The following is an 18,321-nucleotide window of genomic DNA, read 5'->3' as shown; positions in this document are numbered from 1 at the left end:
ATAACATCATTGGATGATACATCCGATCAACGACAGGGAGGTTTGCTGGAAGCAATCTTTAGTTATCTCTTGTTATTGGCGTATTAATCGATTTTAGCAGCCAGTTCCTTTATAACCTCGTCGTAGCGGCGTTTTTTTATTTCGGGCGATTCTTTCTGAAGAAATTCCATGCCTACCAGTGTATTGTTTCCTTGTTTACGGTTTTGCCTTGGTTCCAAGCTCTCAATTAATATAGCCTCCAAGATATTTGCCATATCCTGTATGTCCATATCAGGGAATTTTTTTCGGTCTTTTAGATGTCCTTTATCATCTACAGCATAAAAGCCAAACCAGGAAAACCTGTCCCAGCGGCCACTTAAACGGTCGGATAGATGTTGCCTTAAGCGATCACCAAGAGTTTGTTCTATAGCCTGTCCAGCATAGATAACTTCCCTGCCATCATAAAGCAGGTAAATTCCCCGCTGATCCTTGAAATTTACCTCCGTTGCACCTAATTGCTGAATACCCAATAAATCTGGCTTGCTGCCCCAGTGAACAAGTTGTCTGCTCCAATAGATACCGAAGGCATTGATCACCCTCAATTTGTCTTTAGGCAGTGGTTCGCTTGTCGGAAGAAATTGAGCCGCTGCATCGTTACTGCTGATCTGCGCCTCGTCGTTAAGGAATTTCCTTAAGATATAGATACCTTTATCAACCCTGGCAAAAATAGAATTATGCTTGTTGGTGTTTATATCCGTAGTGATATTGGAACTGACCGTATCCGAGGGCGTCGCGCCGAGAGATGTCCTATATTTTTTTTCAGCAATAATTTCGGCGATTTTGATATAGTGAAGTGCTTTTTTTTCCTCTTCAAAAACCTTAACTATAGCTTCTTTCCATTTTAATTCTGGCATCGAGCGTTATTTGTGTTTAAACTAAGTACTGCGAATATTGCAATTTAAAATGAAATCATTCCCTAAATTGTGATAATAATGGGAGAAGATCGATTAATGTTTTACTTAAAAAGTTGGGACCATAAAACTGTTTCTGATTTTCAGAGGATTACAGCGTGATGATATATTTTAAATGCAGCTCTATTGACCTGGCACAAAATTGATCAGAGTGAAATGGTGCTTTTTTGTCTTTTGGTTATCTTAGGGAGCTATACTTAATTAATATCCCCAATGAAAGATCAATCTCTTCCTTAAAGTGGGAAAAGTAATTCCACGCTGTTTGTTTTTTATACCGTGGCACGACAACCTGGTGCAGATCAGTATTTTGAGATTTTGGAATTTGTTTATCAAGGTTGGAACCAGCCAGGGAAAAGGACATGAACTGGGGGCTCCCGGTGACCTGAACGGGTACGGGATACGGTAAATGACTGGGCTGATAAAATTATTAGTATTGAATATTGTTGGTAAAAAAAACGTAGAGCTAATGTTGATTTATGCGGTTTTTTATAAATTCGGAGAAATGCACTCAACAATGAACGATAAGCAAATAAAAACAATTGAGCAGCTGGAATCCTTCAAAGGCTTGATCATCAAATATTATAATGCGCCGACCGCAAAACTGAGGACTCAGATAAGCAGAAGTATCAATCATGTCGAAAAAATTGTTAGGCTTGCCGGTGCTGCTAAAAGAGTAACGATTTCACCACCGCCAATGGTTGGTGGATATCAGTTTAACAATGCAAATCCCTTTAACCTTGTATTTGATGCACCGTATGGAATGGATATGACCCAGGTGATCATTGATATGATAGACGAGGCGATCGGTGTAATCGAAGTCGATGAAAATTTTGGGCTTATCACCCAGGTACAAAACCCAGTAAAAGCGGATACAAAAATGCCAGACCATAAAAAAGTATTTTTAGTTCATGGACATGATCAGGAACTGAAAGAAAAGACAGCGAGGTTCCTGAGTAAATTGGGATTGGACCCAATCATCTTACACGAACAGTCGAACCGGGGACAGACGATTATCGAAAAATTCGAGAAACATTCGGATGTATCCTATGCCGTTGTATTATTGAGCCCAGACGACGTTGGAAGATCGGTTAAAGATGATGCTGAAAAACAACATTTCCGGGCCAGACAGAACGTGATTTTTGAGCTTGGTTATTTTATTGGGAAGCTCGGCAGAAATAAGGTCTGTGCGGTGATAAAAGGGGGAGTGGAGACACCTTCAGATTATGATGGCATCCTATATTTACAATATGATGATGCGGATGGCTGGAAGATGTTTTTAGCTAAGGAGTTGAAAAATGCGGGCCTGCCCGTTGATCTGAACAAGGCGATCTAAAGCTTTTTAACATTGTAATCTGAGTTCGCTTAGATTTTTTGCATATGACATATAACCTGTTTGTCGATGAAAGCTGTCATTTTCCAATGAATGGATCATCTTTGATGTGCATAGGATATATCGAAGTTCCACGAATCGCGTATCATGAGCTATAAGAGTGCATACCAAGTGCTATTTTTTAGGTTCAGACACGCCTTTTTTAACACAATCTATGACTTATTTTAAAATTTTTGATGGTGTTTTTCAGAAATGTTGTATTTTGCACTAACATCTTGAAGACCCGCCAAAATATTGCCCTTGCTAGACGGATATTGCCCCAGTGGTGAGATCATAATGTGCTAGTGGTTAAAACTTATGTTTTAACTAAAACGTCGTAGGAATATTCCTACCCGACACTATATCCCGACGAGTTTTTATAACTTGATATTGATACATACACAAAGAATAAGGGTGGGCTTCAAGATTTTATTTTTTTTTAATGATCAGCCAACAGCATAGCGCTTACATAGTCGAAGGATTTAGAGAAATGAAAAGTAGAGAAGATCTGCTTGATCTGATCAATTATTCAAAAAAGGCTTTGTATGGTGAGGACGTCGAGCCGATAACAATAAGCCAGTTAACCTTTTATTCGAACCCATCGGCTGGAGGCAAACGTTACCGGCAGTTTAACATAGCAAAAAGCTCCGGTCAGTACCGCGCAATCCACGCACCTGTTCAGGGGCTGCTTTTAATACAACGGTGTTTAAACCTGATACTTTCTTGCATATATAAACCCACGCCCCAAGCACACGGCTTTACGCCCGGCAGGTCCGTAAAGACCAATGCATTTGTGCATGTGGGAAATTATTATGTTTTCAATGTCGATTTAAAGGATTTCTTTCCCAGCATCGATCAGGCCAGGATCTGGAGGATGCTACAACTCCCACCATTTAACCTAGTGGCGAAAAACGATTCGCGCATCAGTCCTAAAAACAGATATGAGCTCGCCAGCATGATCAGCGCAATATGCTGCACAAGCATGTTGGTCGACCGTATCGATAGAAAAGGTAATCTGACAAGGGTGGTAAGGAATGTATTACCACAAGGCGCTCCGACTTCACCTTTTTTTTCAAATATGATCTGCCAAAGGCTTGATCAAAGGTTGATGGGGGTTGCAAAAAGATTTGGCCTGAAGTATACCCGCTATGCAGACGATATTACTTTTTCTTCACTCCACAATGTTTTTCATTCCCATAATCCTTTTATCGTGGAAATGCGCAGGATCATTACCGAGCAGGGTTTCACCGTCAACGAAGATAAGGTTCGTCTTCAACGCACCGGATATAGGCAAATGGTGACCGGACTGGTTGTGAATGAAAAAGTTAACGTAACAAGGGAATTTATAAAGTCACTGCGTAAATCATTGTATTTATTGGAAAGATATAATGAAGAGAAAGCTTCCCAGGCATATATAAAGGATAATAAATTGGATGATGTTTCGATCAATGATATTGATATCCAGGCAATCGTTACCGGGAAGATAGCGTATCTAAAAGACATTCTGGGAAAAAATAGTCCAAGATATCTAAGCTACAAGACCCGTATCGATCAGTTGTACCCCGGGAAAGGCACAACGGTTCCAGTTGAAAAAGTGGATGCAAAGACACTTGCCAGGAATATTGATAGGGTAAAGCACAATCTGTTGAACAACGAACTGCCAACAGAAAATGCAAGTTTTGAAGAGCTTCGGGCCTTTGTACGCTTGCTGAGGGATGAAAATAGCGTATCAGCCCTGCTGGTCGACAAAGCGGGCCAGGCTGAGGAAGATGAGATCCATGACCCTAATTTCGTTGTTTCTGTACTTGAAAAATTTACAAGCGAAACGCACTTAAAATATGCCACCCACTATTGGGATACCCAGGACAGATATAAGAACTATAATGTGTTCAGGAAATCAATCATGGAAGATGTGAGACTTTTTAAGCTCCGGCTTTTGCCAAGATATAACTCACATTTATATTGGAAAGTGATCCATCCGTTTTTGATCCGAGATAAACCCGATGAAAAGAAATCCGGAGAAAAATTTGAGTACCAATGGGGGAGGCATAAGCTAAAAGTTGGGTTGCAATACCCTGGCATCTTGGAAGAGTGGATGCAGGAGAACCCTGGGAAATCGCCGTTCTCGATGCCCATACCGAAAGAGTTAAGACCTCCGTTCAGGATCAGCGGCAAAAGCCTAACTTATTTTGAAGATTTTGTCGATGAATTTAAAAATGAAATCGAATTTCGAAGGAATGACCTCCATTACCTGATAAAGGATATCACCAGTAGTATGGAGTTTGATTTTGATATTTCCATCACCAATCTAAAAGGGCTTAGCTTTTATACGGACACTTATCAGGTCGAACAGGCTTTACGCATCATTTTTAATGCGATTAGAAAATACCCTGGTGCCCCCAAGATTATCGTAAACGGGTCTTATGATACCGAAGCGAAATTTATTGATATAGATATTCTGCATATCGATTCATTTTGTGATCGGCCACTGAACGATAGAAAACTTCAGCTAATGGATAAAAGGGGGGACTTTTTTACTATAAGGAAATTATTGAACAGTCTTTGCGATTGGTCTATCCAAAGCCGTTTTAGAGTAGGCAATGAATACACGTCTTATACCATACATTATCTTAATTCAACAGGAGCACAGAATCCCGAGAAAAGCGCGGATGCCCTTGGCTTCCTGCATAAACTTAGGTTTTACTTATGAGAAAAATCTTGATCGTGGATGACAGGATCCAGCGGCAAATGGAGTTCCTCCCCGGACAGGCTGAGGATGTGAAAAAGATCGATGCGATGCCACAGGTTAGAAATGCGGTGGGGGATCAGTACACTAAGTTTATTGACGATATCGAAAACAATAACCTGATCGAAATTCTGGGCTATGATCTTTGGGTATTCCACCGTTCTTTACTGGTGACTAGAAAGCTTTTGAACAAAGTTCAGGGCCTGGCCAAGGAGCATGGTAAGGCACTGATCCTTTTTAGCGGAGGTGTGACATTTAGCACCTATTCTCAGGGGGAATTTCCACTGCTCATCCTTAATTCCCAGGGTTTTTATTCAGACAGGCTGATTGGGTTTTTAAAGAAATTCAGTGAAGATGCGGACACTAAGATAATAGAGGTGATCTATGGCGAAAACTGGCAGCTGACCTATCTTTTCAAATATAGACAGATCCTGCAGGGGGTTGTTTATCCGGGCAATGCAAGGGAAACGATGGAAGAACTTGAGAGTGCACTAGGTGAACTGGATCTTCCCGCTGTTAATAAAAAAATCGATAACATTCTGTTGGGCATATGAAGCAGCTACTGATACACAATGACAATGTGAATCCCGAACTTTTGGTCTCTTTTGAGCATAGGGAAGCGCTTTATCCTTCACGTGCGGAGATGCTGGAAGATGATTTTGACATGGATAGATTTTTTGATTCCAAACTGGCTGCATTGCTAAATGTGAGCTATGATTGTATTTTTATGCCTTTTACCCTAAATAATTTCGATTATCTGGAATTTACCGGGCTTCAGGTTGCGGCCCACATCAGGCTATCGCCATATTTGAACCATTGCCGTACCCCACTGGTATTTGTAGGGGGCGATGACCCTGCCGATGTTTTTAAACTCAAACCTCTAGCCAGTCTTTTGTTTACGCACGGGATATACTTTTTGGGGGAGCCGACCGTAGCTGCAAAAGAACAGCTGCTTGAGCAGATTTCCAACTATCCAAAGGTCTCAGACGCCGGGTATAAACTTTTCCTGGATCGGATTCAGGTTGATCCGCCAGCCAATTACTCGAGCTATCATTCCCTGGCCAATGAATGGGGAATCAAAAAGCTTTCCGAACTCTTCAAATTGACCGATCTGCCGAATGGTGTAAAGGAAGATATTGTAAGGATAGAGGACCGTTTTAAAACAAACCTTTATTTTAAGCTGCTTGAACAAAAGCTGGATAAAGCCCGCAATAAGATAAAGAACAGTGAAAAAATCCCCCCTGTATTACCCAATTTGGATAATGCGCGGGTGCTTTATATTGATGATGAACACGATAAGGGTTGGCAGGCATTATTTGAATTTTTATTTTCCAGCGCATCTGCCAAACTTTTGTATTATGATGCTTTTAAAAAAGGGCTTAAACGGGAGGAACTGTTCCAAGCTTTAACGGCATTCATTGATCTTCCCGGAAATGAGGTCGACTTCTATATTGTCGACCTGCGCCTCTGTGATGAGGATATGCATGAGGCAGATCCGATGAAGTTGTCTGGCATGAGGGTTTTGGAATATCTGTTGAAGAAAAATAAGGGGAACCAGGTGGTACTGCTTACCGCCTCCAATAAAACCTGGAACCTTCAAGCGGCATTTGAAGTGGGGGCGGCAGGTTATATCATAAAGGAATCGCCGGAACTGAACTATACCTCCAAGCAGACTGCCCAGTTGTTTACAGAGCTGAAAAAGGCTTTTCAAAAAGCTTTCAGGAATGCCTACCTTGCTGACCTATGGACCTTTATCAAACTGGCGGGGGTGTCTGCCGATCTAACAAAGTTAACGCACAATAATTTCTCAAACCGCCTGCTGGGTGAGGGGGGATGGCTTGAACAGATTTTTACTTTGTTGAGCCTGGACAAATCGGTCGTATACAAGCAGGTTCTGGTCGTTTTTGTTTCTATCTTGGAAGGTTATTGTGATGCCTGTTTTAAAAACGGAACAGAATTGTATGTAATCCTCAAAGACAACAGTGAAGTCCTTGTCGGGAATAACAATGACGAGGGAATGTTTACTTTTGATTTTGGGAAATACAGTTATCAGCTTACTTCCGATGATGTACGGAAGGAGGTCCGTTTTCATGCGGCTCTTCAGAAAGTGAGCACTTTCGTTAAAGAAAACGAGCCTCGCCTGTTGGTGAAGGTCGTGTCTGTACTTCATTTCCGCAATAACTTTACCGAGGCTGAGCTAGAAAAGGTTATGGAACTGGTATTTCTGAGAAACAGTGTAGCAGCGCATGGTGGCCAGCAGAAGGTCAATGAGAGCCTTAGATATATCAGGATGGACGATATTAAGTTGATGATCACCTGCCTGAAGAAAATGTTCGTATAGATAGCACTGCCGCGATAAGGCCAAAACCTGATATCATGCTATGGTAAATGCGGCTTTCGCTGTTAGATTGGGTATTTCTGCAAAAGTGTACGCGCGTTTCGCATTTATGCTGACACCCTGATCTTTGGATCAGTATTTCTTCTCTCAGCTATTCCTTTTAATTTTTTAAGTTTAGGGCAATAAACGCTCAACGTTTCCGATGTTACTTGATGTGATCTTTGACCTGTCGAATAGGATTTTAGCGTTTCAGAGCTTCCGTTGGAGGGGTATTTAGCTGTGCTGAGATAGGGAGAGTGGCCAAATTTCTTTTCAACTTTCTGATTTCACTCTCGATGAATGGTGATCACCTGCCCAATCATGAAGGAATTTGATGATTACAAAGCAAAGGCGAATGATTTCTATAGATTTGAAATCGAACGCTTTCTGAGCTAAGGTTTTTATGTATCCGCAAGGCTGCGCTGCAGGTTGAAGTAAGTTACAGATTTTTGCTGTTTTCCCACCACGCTTTTGCGCCCTATCGGCTCTGCCCGAAAAGTGATTTTTGCTTCTAACCGTTAGGGGATGTTGTGGAGAGCGTGGGGGACTGTACTGCAAGTGGTGCGGATACTGCAAACTTCCACCGTTGATGTTAAGCTTCAGCGAAAACTTTTAGGATTTCTTAAAAAGGAAGAGCGCAGAAATCTTAAACCAACAGGATTTAATTTAAACACAACAAGTTAGGATAACATCGAAATTTAGCAATGTCTAATCTTATTCTTTTAAAAAAATGTATGGTAAATATCTATGATTTACTTTAACGCAAGGCATAAGTTATTTTGAACGCTTCGAAATGACATTGATTTCAGACATGAACCGGTCAGCGTCATTTTTTGTGCGGATGACCTGGCCAAGGCTGTCCTGATTTCCGGTGCTCCGTGATGCTGAGCTCGAAGGGCTGTGCGATACTGCTGCAGCCTTTTTCAGATCATGGATTTTATTTTGAATGTGCTGATTCATTTACAAATTTAATATAAATTTAAGCCACATTTTTTCAGCATATGGCCAGCTTGGGTTTAGGGCTTTAAAAGTTTTGCTATAGCTACGGCATCAACGACAGTGTCCACACTGTAAATCTGCATGACTCCCTGTGTTGTGGCAGCCTGCCCTAAAGTATTCTGCTGATTCTGGGCATTTATCGCGTTTTCAAACATAAGCCCTGTAGAATGTGCCGCGGTCTTGTAAATATTTCCCAGTGCGATTGCAGGGGCTTCCGCTACAACTTTTACGTTGGATTGTGTTACTGCGTCTGTAATCTGGCTATTAACCGATTGCGTTGTAGCGTTTGCTGTTGGTTTGTTGTCTTCTTGTGGGTTCATGAGGTTAGTTTTTTAGATTTAGATTAAAGTTAGGAAATACCTGATAAAAAGTAGCGGGCCTTGGAAACTGAATGTCAATGTTTTTGATTTTTCTTTTGGACGTGTGCTGGGAGTTGGGTTTTTATTTTTCTAAAAAATGGCATTTAATTTTTTGGCGTATCCCTAAAGGGCCGCGTCTTCCGCTGTATCTTTTGTTCCAAAAGGATGCCGCTGCAACCGCTCACGCGCTATTGATAAAGAATGTAGCAAAATCTTGATACCTTTTTAGCTTTTAGTAATGTTTCATGGCGTTTCCTCCACAAAGAAAAAATATCAAACCATATCTGTTCGTATCTGTTCGCGCTGAAGAGCTGCTTCCTTTATGATTTTATTTTCAGGGACATCAAAGCCTTCAAATACTACATTTGGGTAGTAATCTGAAATCCTAATGTCAGCGAAGATGACGTCATTGGGAATGTTTTTGATGATCATATACTTGGTGATCAGTTGCTTTGCATCGGGCATTGCTGAACCATGTTTTTTTTCTTCCAATTCCCAGATTCTTCCTAACTGGGAAAGGCTGTTTAGAAATATCAATATTTGTTCTGCGGTAGATAACTGTCCCCTTAGATGTCTGATGTACCCGTACATCTCATTGGATGAAAGTTCTTTGCTGCTATCGATAAATGAAATTGTCTGGTATAGATGACGGAAATAATGGCCTAAACGGAATTGATGGCCACCATAATACTTTTCATATTTGTCGGGATAGTAGGGATTTACGAGCATTGTCTGCTTTCCGTCGATGACACTGATCTGTTTAAAACAATTAACGTCAACTTCCTTCCCTAAACGATGATTAGCCAGATTAAAGCGAAGCGTTATCAGATCAGTTGGTTTTAGTTTGTTTGTCAAATCCCATTGTGTCCAATATACTGATCTTTGCTGCGGCTTTAAAGCAGCGAATGCTAAAATGTAACTCATAAAAGTTAGATCGTATCTGTTATGAGTTAAACTCTTAACTGTTTCTATGCCGGATTTACTAACCCCGAAAAAAACGATCAGATATATAATGTCTATCCGGGCGTATTCCAATAGATCTATGTTGCGTGTATTAATCTCCTTGTTTTTTTTAAGGGTCAACAGGTATTCGCTAGTGTAGATTTCTTCGAGTGGCCATTTATGAAACATATGCGAGAGTTCGTTGTATGCCTCCTCAAATTGTTCTAATGCCGCGAGGAAAAAATGCCTGCTTTCAAAAATATTGGTCTCGAAAATTTCTTTTACTCCCTTCTCGTCGGTGATCTTTTCACGCTTTACCAGTGAATATTTGATATCGCTTACATTGTCCCGGTGAAGTTTGAGTAATTCAAAAAACCTTCCTTCCGTTTTATCGTGATTAAAAGCTTTTTGTTGCATGACATTGGCCTCGCTCTGTTTCTTAAGCGACAGGTAAAGCAGTACAAAACCTGCAAACGAGAATAATGTGCCTGCAACTCCGGCAGTAAAATCACCAATGGTTCCTTTTATGCTCCAATATTCTTTAGGATCTTCAGCCTGATATCCCTTAGTGCCAGATACTTTTGATATAGCGTTATCCGCGCTTGTTTTTGCAGGCTGGTTGTGTAAAACAACGAAAAAACATATAATCGCAGCAGCAATCAAAACTAATGCAAAACCTTTGTAGGCATCATCAGATTGATAATCAGTTTCTTCGTTTTCGGGATCTGTTTCGGTCAATTTTGTATTCATGAAAGTGGAATTTAGATCTGCTAAAATAAAGATATTATTGTTTTTTTTTCGGTAATTCCCCATTGAAGATGGTGATCTCCTTGTCACGGCTTTTTTATATTCACTATTTATTTACTGAATTTCCTGAAGGCACTAACCATTTGGAATAAAAAATAAGATATTCCTATCCTGCTTAGAAGATCAAAAAGATATACCACGGAAGGGAACTCGTCGATATGTTCGCTGAGGTCCTTAGTTCTGTGGGCGGGGTTAACTAATATTGCCCACATTTTCAGGTTGCCTAGGATCGCATGTATATTAACCGGAAGATCATTAATGGAATCTAAAAAATGGTTATAGTCCAAATTTCTGGAACTGAAAAACGCTACGGGCAAAAAACTTATGATTGAAAAGATAAACAGGCCCATTAATGCCTTTAGCCAGCTCTGTCCGAAATCGTTACTCATACTGCTCCATAATATCAGGTATTCACTCCATTGTCTGGGACGGTTTACAGCAACTGACTTTTTATAGTAGTGCATTTCATGGCGCTGGAATTCGAGCGAAAGTGGAATGTCGCCCTGTTTTTGGGCTGAGAATTTCAATTGCCGGTATATCTCCCGTATTGCAGCCAGCTTTTGGTGTAGAATTTGTCTCGCCTTAGCAATTTCACTGCTGTTACCCCTTTTTTTTACTAGCCTAAGCTTATTTTTAAGTTCGGATATATGGTCGGTTTCCAGTTTGGACCGGTGAAACCAAATAACATTAGAAGATGATATTTCGGTCAAGAGAACATTGTGCATCCTGATAAGGTCAAATGAACTGAAGTCCGTTTGAAAGAAAAGGGCTTTACCGAGATTGGAATTGGTTATTTCCACGTAGTTGCTGCGCAGAAGAATAGGTTCTTTTTTATCTTGTAGTTCCCGGTTTGTCGCGCGGAGCCCTGAGAAAATCAGTCCACCTTGGTTGATAGTATCACGAATAAGCAATTCCCCTACAGCCAAATTATTAAAACTAATATTTGTGCCGTTATTGAATCCCTGGATATCGATTGTGCCGACATCCAGGTCGTTGAAGGTCATGTTGCCTGAAAGATTCACGCTTAAGTGTAATGATATTCTTTCGATGTTCGACCTATCTGCGTATTTACCAGGAGAGCCCATGACAAAAAAGCCCGAAGCAAACCTGCAGCCCTGAATATGATATTCTGTAATGGATTTCGACCTATCATTTTTGCGTTTCCTATAATCCACATAAAGACCTTTTTCAAACTGGGAAGAGAAAAGATAGAGCCCCTGCAAGGCTGTTTCGCATTTTACCAAGTTGACCATTCCCTGGAAAATGGAATCTTGAAGCATGATGTGTTCTTCGAAAGAGCAATGGTAGATTTGACAGCCGCCCGAGAAAATATTTTTCTTATTCAGCTCAAGACTTTTCATTTTGCTGAACCGGATCAGGATTGCATCCGATATCGTTGATTCATGGATTTTGGTATCGCCCTGTAATATGCAGCTTTCAATGTAAAGGTTGCCCGCATAATTACAGGATGATATCTGTAGCCCTCCCTGTTCAGTTTTTACAGCATCAAGTTTAGCAACTTTGTTAAACTGGCAATGATTAAATTCAATGCCATAGGATAGCTTGCAGTTGTTTATGGCAAAAACTCCCTCGAAAATACAGTTTTTAAATTGAATGTTTATCGGTTCAATGCCAAGGTGCTTATCCAAAGTTGATGCTGTTATGTTTTCCAGTATAACATCATATTGAAAGGTACAGCCGTCAAATAAAATGCCTTTTTTCAGGTCTACCTCTTTGAAACGCAATGAACTTGTGAAATTGGAATTCTGTATGTTAACCCAGCTTGCCCTGTAACCAGCGGCATTCACATTTACAAAGCCTATTGTCTTTCCAGTAAGCCGTATTTCTTTGTTTTCCAAGAGAAGGTCGGCAATAAGATCGTAATTTTCGTCAAGTATCATGAGCGTTTATTTGAAGGTAAAAGTTTAAAACTGTAATAAAATAGTGTGTTGAAACACTGCTGGACTTTTTCAGAAAACATACCGAAAAATTACGGATAGCTTATATCATTATCGAAAAGGAGTGCCCTTTGATTTTCTTGCAGGTTCATCTTAGGTAATTGCAGACCATCTATTATTGATGGATGTAGTCTCACCTCAAAAACCGTCTCGATGATTTTATTAGTGCATAGATAAAATAAGATGACATAACCCTTGAAATCAGATCCCACATGATCTCCCAGCCACGAAGCGCATCGTTAACTTTGTGCAAAGGGTTAAGTAGTATGAAGAAGAGACCAAAAGCTTGTTCCACTACTGCTTTGTCGCTGAGCGAATAAGGTACAATTGAAAGACCGCCATATTGATAGTAGTTTATCATAACGCTTAATATTAAAATATTGGTCAATATGAGACCGGTCAATGGGCGCAGGAAGCTTGAGCCGAACGAGGTGAGGTGTTCACTAAGATAGAGGATCAGCTTTTCCCAGAACGTTTCAAAAACAGGCCAGGTCCAGTTAAGTTTTTTATTGTAGACTTTCATCTCCAATCCATAAAAAAACTGTTCTTGGATCCGGTCCCCCTGTTTTTCGTAAACATACTTCAATTGCCGGAAAACCTCTTTTAACTGGTTGAAATGCACCTTTGTTCTCACCTTCCTGTTTTTGTCATGGTTGCCGTATGTTGGTCCGACCATTGGTTTGATGTTATCTCTTTTCCAGTGACAATTGATCAGGTTAGTTTCCGAAAGGTAGCTGTCTATGATGATGACCTCGGTGAACTCATCAAATGCCACACGGTGAAATTGTGCCTTTCCGAGATTGGATTTGCTTATTTCGAAGTAGGAGTTGCCAGTGGTAGCGGGACTAAGGCCGAATATATTTAGATTGCCGTCATTAACAAAACTACTAAGGTGGAAATAATCTGTTTTGACATCTTCAAAAAGATACTGACAATCTTTGTTGGGGCCATGCATATAAAGTTTTGCGATGGTTTGACCTTTAATGTTGATCTTCCCCTTGGTTTTACCCTGATTATAAATTATCAATTCCTTTGTCTCATCCACTCCCAGGTAGGTCCCCATATTAAATTCAGAGAACTCCGCATCACGAATCCAAATCGACATTTCTTTGTTTCCTGAAGAAAAGTCGATGGCTTGGAAATTACCGGAATCCAGATGGAAGTATTTACAGTCCAGTTGGGTGATCCTGAGTGTTTTATGAAAGGTTCCGGCCAGGATGAAGAGTGATTGTAAGACCTTACAGTTCTTAAATTCGACATAGTTCTCGAAAATTGACTTTTCCAGCGAAAAATGCTCATGAAACGTACAGTCCTCAAAACGGATCCTTTCTGTGAACAAGATGTTATCATAAAAGAAAAAACTTTCGGTAATATCATAACCTTTGATCTCTATCCACTCATCGAGCACTTCAAAAGAGCGATCACGGCCTTTCATCACTTCAATGAGCGCGGTGGTTCCTATTTTTTTATTTTCGGTTTGTCCCACAATATTTTTTTACTGATTTGTTAAGTAATCTATTGACAGCGATATGTTCGTTATTAAGTGCTATGAATCTTATTAATCACTGCTACCTATGTTTGCCGAGGATAGGTTTAAGCGTTTTTGCAAGGTGATATTCGAAGACAGAGGTCAACGCTGTCATATTAAGCGGCAGATAAACTATGTTAAGGCGGAGCACCAGGCCCTTAAGTTCGCTCAGATAATCCCAATGACAAAGTTGGAGCCCTTGTAAATGGATTTGTTTGGGTTCGTAACCTAGATGCAGGAACATTCTGCCAGAAATATTTGTATTTCCCTTTCCAACGTACAGTATCTTAGAATCCTGCTGATAGTTTTTGTAGATAGCAGGCATCTTCCTTTCGCCGATAGTTTCTCTATGCTGTATATAGCTATTTCTGATCTGATCTGCTGTGTGATCCGATATTATTTCAAACCAATATACCGCTGGAGCTTCATTCAGTCCATTGTTGTGGAGAACGCGGCATATCCTATCCGATTCTGCAGAAGCATGCACACCCTCTGCTAAGGGAGCCAGTTGATCACAGGCAATATCCATTGAGATAATGCTGTCAAAGATCTGGGGATTCTGTTGGAGGTGCAGTAAAGAACCGAGCAGGTCTGAACCGTATGCTTTTAATATTTTCGAGGCGTCAATCATATTCAAACATAGCATTTATTCTCAGTTTCCCACTACACATTTGCGGCCTTTCGGCTTCGCCCGAAAAGTGATTATTTTCGCTTCTACCTGTGAGGGAATATTTCTTTGAACACAAGACTAGGCTACAAGTGGAAAGGATAGTACAAATTGTTGCTGTTCCAATTTCGAGCGACCCCCGTTTTAATACTTAAATTTTCAGTACCAACTTTTTTCATTTCCCGACATTTGTCGGAAAATCCCCGCTTTCTTCCCAGCAGATTTGTGTTAAGAAATCAACAATGGTTTCCCTAACCAAATCTGAACCTAATGAAAAATACAATCCTGCTGTTGGGAGAAAATACTGGCCTCCTCCCAAAACCGATTTCCAAAGCTGAAAAACGTCGGCTAATAATACTTGAAGCCATGACCTGCCTTTTGGTGCTCTTGTGGCTTTATACCGGCCTTGATAAACTGTTAGACTATAAATCCTACTGGCATAGCATGTAACTGCAGATTTTTCCCAGATCGGTCCTGAAAATAATGGTGCCAGTCGTTCCGATCGTTGAACTTGGCGCTGAACTGTTGTTCTTTCACCCGAAATAGCGCGAGTATGCCTATGCCAGCTCGCTATTGCTTTTGGTCAGTTTTACTATATATGTCGCACTTATTTATTTCGGATATTTCCCCAAACGCCCCCTGCGCCTGTGCTGGCCTTGTTGAAAAAATGACCTGGGCCAGCACCTTATTGTCAATACCTGTCTGTCCATTATAGCGTTCTCGGCACTGAGGCTTTATTCTCAAAAACCGAACTTTTTCGCCCGCTTTTTCAAAAGCAAACAAGCGGCCATATTATGAAATTTACAAAAATCAAATCTGTATTGTTTACTGCACTTGTTGCAGTTGTATTGGTAGTTAGTGGCAGCGCTTTAACACCTGTTTGTTTTTAGTTGGTCTAATACCAGTGCCGGATGCGATGCCTGTTCCTGAGCCGTCTAATTTAATTACTGCACTACCATTTGTTTTTTTTGTTGCTGGACATGCATTTCCCAAAAAGCTTTTTGTCAAAATACACCCATCGATAGTGAAGTGACTTTTTAAACGACTGAAATTTAATAAGGAAGAACTGAACCAGAACACGCAGCTCGCATATTTGGATGGCAGAGGAGATAAAAAAAAGTGGTATCCCGTAGCGGCTAGAATTAACAAGAACTTGAACGCTCTTTACAAAGACCAGCCCGATTTGTTGGGAAAGGTAATCGGATTATCTGCTGCCGGAGTCAGTCGTTATCGGTATCTCGACAGTGGCAATAAAGTGGTCCCTATCGTCCACATAATAGTTGAGCCTTGCCGAGGTCGCGTAAGAATAGGATAGGCGTGTGTTTATATTGTCAAGGCCTGTATGAAACCCGGTATCATTTATTCCGGTATTCTTTAAGTTATCAGTCTTGATAGTTAGAATTCCCTCCTCAAGGCTAATACTGATCCTGCCCGGATCTTCTTTTATGCTCATATTACCGTGCTTGATCATATTTTCTGCTAAGCCTATGAGTATGAGGGGAATTATACTCACCTCCAAAGACTCCGTCGCATAGCTGAATTCAATGTAGATTTCCGGCTGTTTGATCCTGCTCAGTTCGATCAGGTTTTCAACCTGTTGGATTTCAGGTTTCAGTGCGACGATATCGGGGCCGTGGTCACTTTCGATCGCATAGCGCATCAGTTTGGATAGGTACAGTATGGCTTTTCCTGCTTTTGGCTCTTTGCCTAGTGCCTGGTCATAAATATAGGTTAACGTATTGAAGAGGAAGTGCGGGCTGATCTGGGCCCTGATATGTGCATTTTTCGCACTGCTCAGCTCCATGGCCATTTTTTCTTCCCTCAATTCCCGTTCTACTGCCTTTTTTTCCAGGCCGAGGCTTATTTGTTTCTGTACCACAAACTGCTTGATATAGAAAAAGGTGGTAGCAAAGGACATAAAATAAAATCCCCGCCAAAGCGTGCTCAGCACAAACCCCTTCGAGATTTTTCCGGCAATAGTGCCCGGTACCCATGTATCTGCTTCCGTGATACGGTCAACCGCCAGGCTTGAAAACATATAGGCTGCCAGTAGCAGTATTGAAAGTGTAATGGCCTTTGGGATATTGGTAGTCCACCTGTCCACACAGGCTGGGAGCAGGAGGCAGGCATGGACATAAAAAAATAAGATGTTCACCGGATAATGGGAGAAATAATTTATTGGATCGGCAAATCCTCCGGCAACAACAGCCACTGAACTTGATTCGTGTAAGATAAATAGCAGCCATGCGAAAATGTGCCATCTGTAAGTCTTTAAGAATTTTTTGACGCTGTACTTTTTCTTCTTCGCGGTAGTATCCATAGGCCTTGCGCAGTTGGTTCGTTTAGGGTTTTTGGTCAGGCTAAGTTTCCCTCATGAAAACAAAAAGCCACATAAAATTGACGAAAAAAACTGTGTTTATTTTTCGTTCCAAAGATGGGTCTATGAGCATATCGACCGATCCAACCGTTACGACCACTATATTGATCATAACTACCCATCCCCTGGACCGGAAATGATATCAGGTATCCCGTCTGATCCGCGGCGTATGCCGTTCTATATAGGAGACGAAATCTTTTTTGAAAGATGAGGTCATCAAGACCTCGTATTTGCCAAGGCTGATTTTGTTTCCTTCAATGTTCTTGACATGGTCTGCATTAAGAAGGTAGGATTTATGGACACGGTAGAATTCCCTGTTCTTGCACAACAGTTTCTCAATCTCTCCAAGGGGCATATAAACAGAAAAATTTTCTGTAGGGGTGTAGATGTGAATGTGGTGATTCGCACCCTGTATATACATAATATCTCTCTTTTCAACCCTTTTCAATTTTCCCGGTTCCTTATCGGTCCTGAAGAAAAAGGCCGTACAGTCCGCGCTGTCGAAATTTTTAAGGACGTAACATTCCCTGATAACTGTATTTACAACCTCTGCAAGATCGTCTAAGCCGAATGGTTTAAGCAGGTAGTGTTTTGCCCTTACTTTGATGGCGTCCAGGGCATACTCCTGATAAGAGGTGGTGAAAATGATATTGTGGGGTGTATTCCTGAGGTTTTCTGCCAACCTCATGCCGGACATGCCAGGCATATCGATATCCATGAAGATTAGATGGTTGTCTTGGTAACTGTTGATCGCCCCGAGTGCTTCGACTGGTCGGGTAAAGGTTTGATATACCGTCAGTTCGGGTATGTCTATTATGTGCTTTTCAAGTATGCTGATAGCATACTGGTCATCATCAACGATGGTGCACCTGATTTGTTTTTTCATGGGATGAAGGTTAGATAGAACTAATTTAAGAAATATTCTTTTAGGGAGTATAGGCGTTTAGGATGACTATCTAAAAAAAAAGTTCTGACGAGTTTTTTGGCCGTCAGGAAAAGGCTTTTTTGGAATTCCGGCTATGAATATTCGGATTGTAGTTTGTTAGGCTAAGAGAACCCAGAACAAGAAAAGCTAATTGTGCGGCGAATATCAGGTTTTATGGAAACAGTTTTTCATCTAAGCAGTGCAATTGCCTAGTTTCATACTTTATGATTAATAGAGTTTAGTTGGCTTTAATTCGGCTTATTACCGTTGACAATGACCAATTATCTCGTGATTTATTATTAAAATTCTAGTATAAA

The 18,321-nt window shown here is 40.8% G+C and carries 13 protein-coding genes; 5 read left to right on the top strand and 8 right to left on the bottom strand.

What is annotated here, in order from left to right; genetic code table 11:
- Nucleotides 1-83: 83 nt before the first annotated feature.
- Nucleotides 84-893 (bottom strand): HTH domain-containing protein, encoded by an 810-nt coding sequence (locus LQ227_RS18435; protein WP_230150447.1) that lies wholly within the window; start codon nt 891-893, stop codon nt 84-86.
- 490 nt (nt 894-1,383) lie between these two features.
- Here LQ227_RS18435 and LQ227_RS18430 point away from each other — a divergent pair, with 490 nt between their 5' ends.
- The 4 genes from LQ227_RS18430 to LQ227_RS18415 all read left to right on the top strand — a co-directional run bounded on the left by LQ227_RS18430 (nt 1,384) and on the right by LQ227_RS18415 (nt 7,406).
- Nucleotides 1,384-2,283, top strand: a complete 900-nt coding sequence (locus tag LQ227_RS18430; RefSeq protein ID WP_230150444.1) for a TIR domain-containing protein — start codon at nt 1,384-1,386, stop codon at nt 2,281-2,283.
- Nucleotides 2,284-2,809: 526 nt separating this feature from the next.
- On the top strand, nt 2,810-5,029 hold the full coding sequence (locus LQ227_RS18425) for a reverse transcriptase family protein (protein ID WP_230150442.1): 2,220 nt from the start codon (nt 2,810-2,812) through the stop codon (nt 5,027-5,029).
- Nucleotides 5,026-5,619, top strand: a complete 594-nt coding sequence (locus tag LQ227_RS18420; protein ID WP_230150440.1) for a hypothetical protein — start codon at nt 5,026-5,028, stop codon at nt 5,617-5,619. The genes LQ227_RS18425 and LQ227_RS18420 overlap by 4 nt, the downstream gene beginning before the upstream one ends.
- Entirely contained in the window at nt 5,616-7,406 is a 1,791-nt protein-coding gene (locus LQ227_RS18415) for a hypothetical protein (protein ID WP_230150439.1), read from the top strand. The genes LQ227_RS18420 and LQ227_RS18415 overlap by 4 nt, the downstream gene beginning before the upstream one ends.
- A gap of 1,052 nt (nt 7,407-8,458) precedes the next feature.
- Here the strand turns inward: LQ227_RS18415 and LQ227_RS18410 are convergent.
- The 5 genes from LQ227_RS18410 to LQ227_RS18390 all read right to left on the bottom strand — a co-directional run bounded on the left by LQ227_RS18410 (nt 8,459) and on the right by LQ227_RS18390 (nt 14,666).
- Nucleotides 8,459-8,761: a RebB family R body protein gene (locus LQ227_RS18410; RefSeq protein ID WP_230150437.1), complete on the bottom strand. Its 303-nt coding sequence runs from the start codon at nt 8,759-8,761 to the stop codon at nt 8,459-8,461.
- A 312-nt stretch (nt 8,762-9,073) separates the two neighbouring features.
- Nucleotides 9,074-10,492 carry a putative phage abortive infection protein gene (locus LQ227_RS18405; RefSeq protein WP_230150435.1) on the bottom strand — a complete coding sequence of 473 codons (1,419 nt, stop codon included), beginning with the start codon at nt 10,490-10,492 and terminating at the stop codon, nt 9,074-9,076.
- 107 nt (nt 10,493-10,599) lie between these two features.
- Nucleotides 10,600-12,198, bottom strand: coding sequence for a hypothetical protein (locus tag LQ227_RS18400; RefSeq protein WP_230150434.1), 1,599 nt, complete (start codon nt 12,196-12,198; stop codon nt 10,600-10,602).
- 442 nt (nt 12,199-12,640) lie between these two features.
- On the bottom strand, nt 12,641-13,993 hold the full coding sequence (locus tag LQ227_RS18395) for a hypothetical protein (RefSeq protein ID WP_230150433.1): 1,353 nt from the start codon (nt 13,991-13,993) through the stop codon (nt 12,641-12,643).
- An 82-nt stretch (nt 13,994-14,075) separates the two neighbouring features.
- A complete protein-coding gene (locus LQ227_RS18390) occupies nt 14,076-14,666 on the bottom strand; it encodes a hypothetical protein (protein WP_230150432.1) in 591 nt (196 codons plus the stop codon).
- Between the two features lie 306 nt (nt 14,667-14,972).
- On the opposite strand from LQ227_RS18390, the gene LQ227_RS18385 reads away from it, so the two are divergent.
- On the top strand, nt 14,973-15,152 hold the full coding sequence (locus LQ227_RS18385) for a hypothetical protein (RefSeq protein ID WP_230150431.1): 180 nt from the start codon (nt 14,973-14,975) through the stop codon (nt 15,150-15,152).
- A gap of 754 nt (nt 15,153-15,906) precedes the next feature.
- On the opposite strand, the gene LQ227_RS18380 is transcribed toward LQ227_RS18385, so the two are convergent.
- Nucleotides 15,907-17,022, bottom strand: a complete 1,116-nt coding sequence (locus LQ227_RS18380) for a sensor histidine kinase (RefSeq protein ID WP_230150430.1) — start codon at nt 17,020-17,022, stop codon at nt 15,907-15,909.
- A 199-nt stretch (nt 17,023-17,221) separates the two neighbouring features.
- Entirely contained in the window at nt 17,222-17,965 is a 744-nt protein-coding gene (locus LQ227_RS18375) for a LytTR family DNA-binding domain-containing protein (protein WP_230150429.1), read from the bottom strand.
- Nucleotides 17,966-18,321 lie beyond the last annotated feature (356 nt).

This window comes from Pedobacter sp. Bi27 (assembly GCF_918698255.1).
In the GTDB taxonomy this organism is placed as follows: Bacteria; Bacteroidota; Bacteroidia; order Sphingobacteriales; family Sphingobacteriaceae; genus Pedobacter.
The sequence above is the reverse complement of the archived record's forward strand: the minus strand, read 5'-3'. Positions and strand labels throughout refer to the sequence as shown.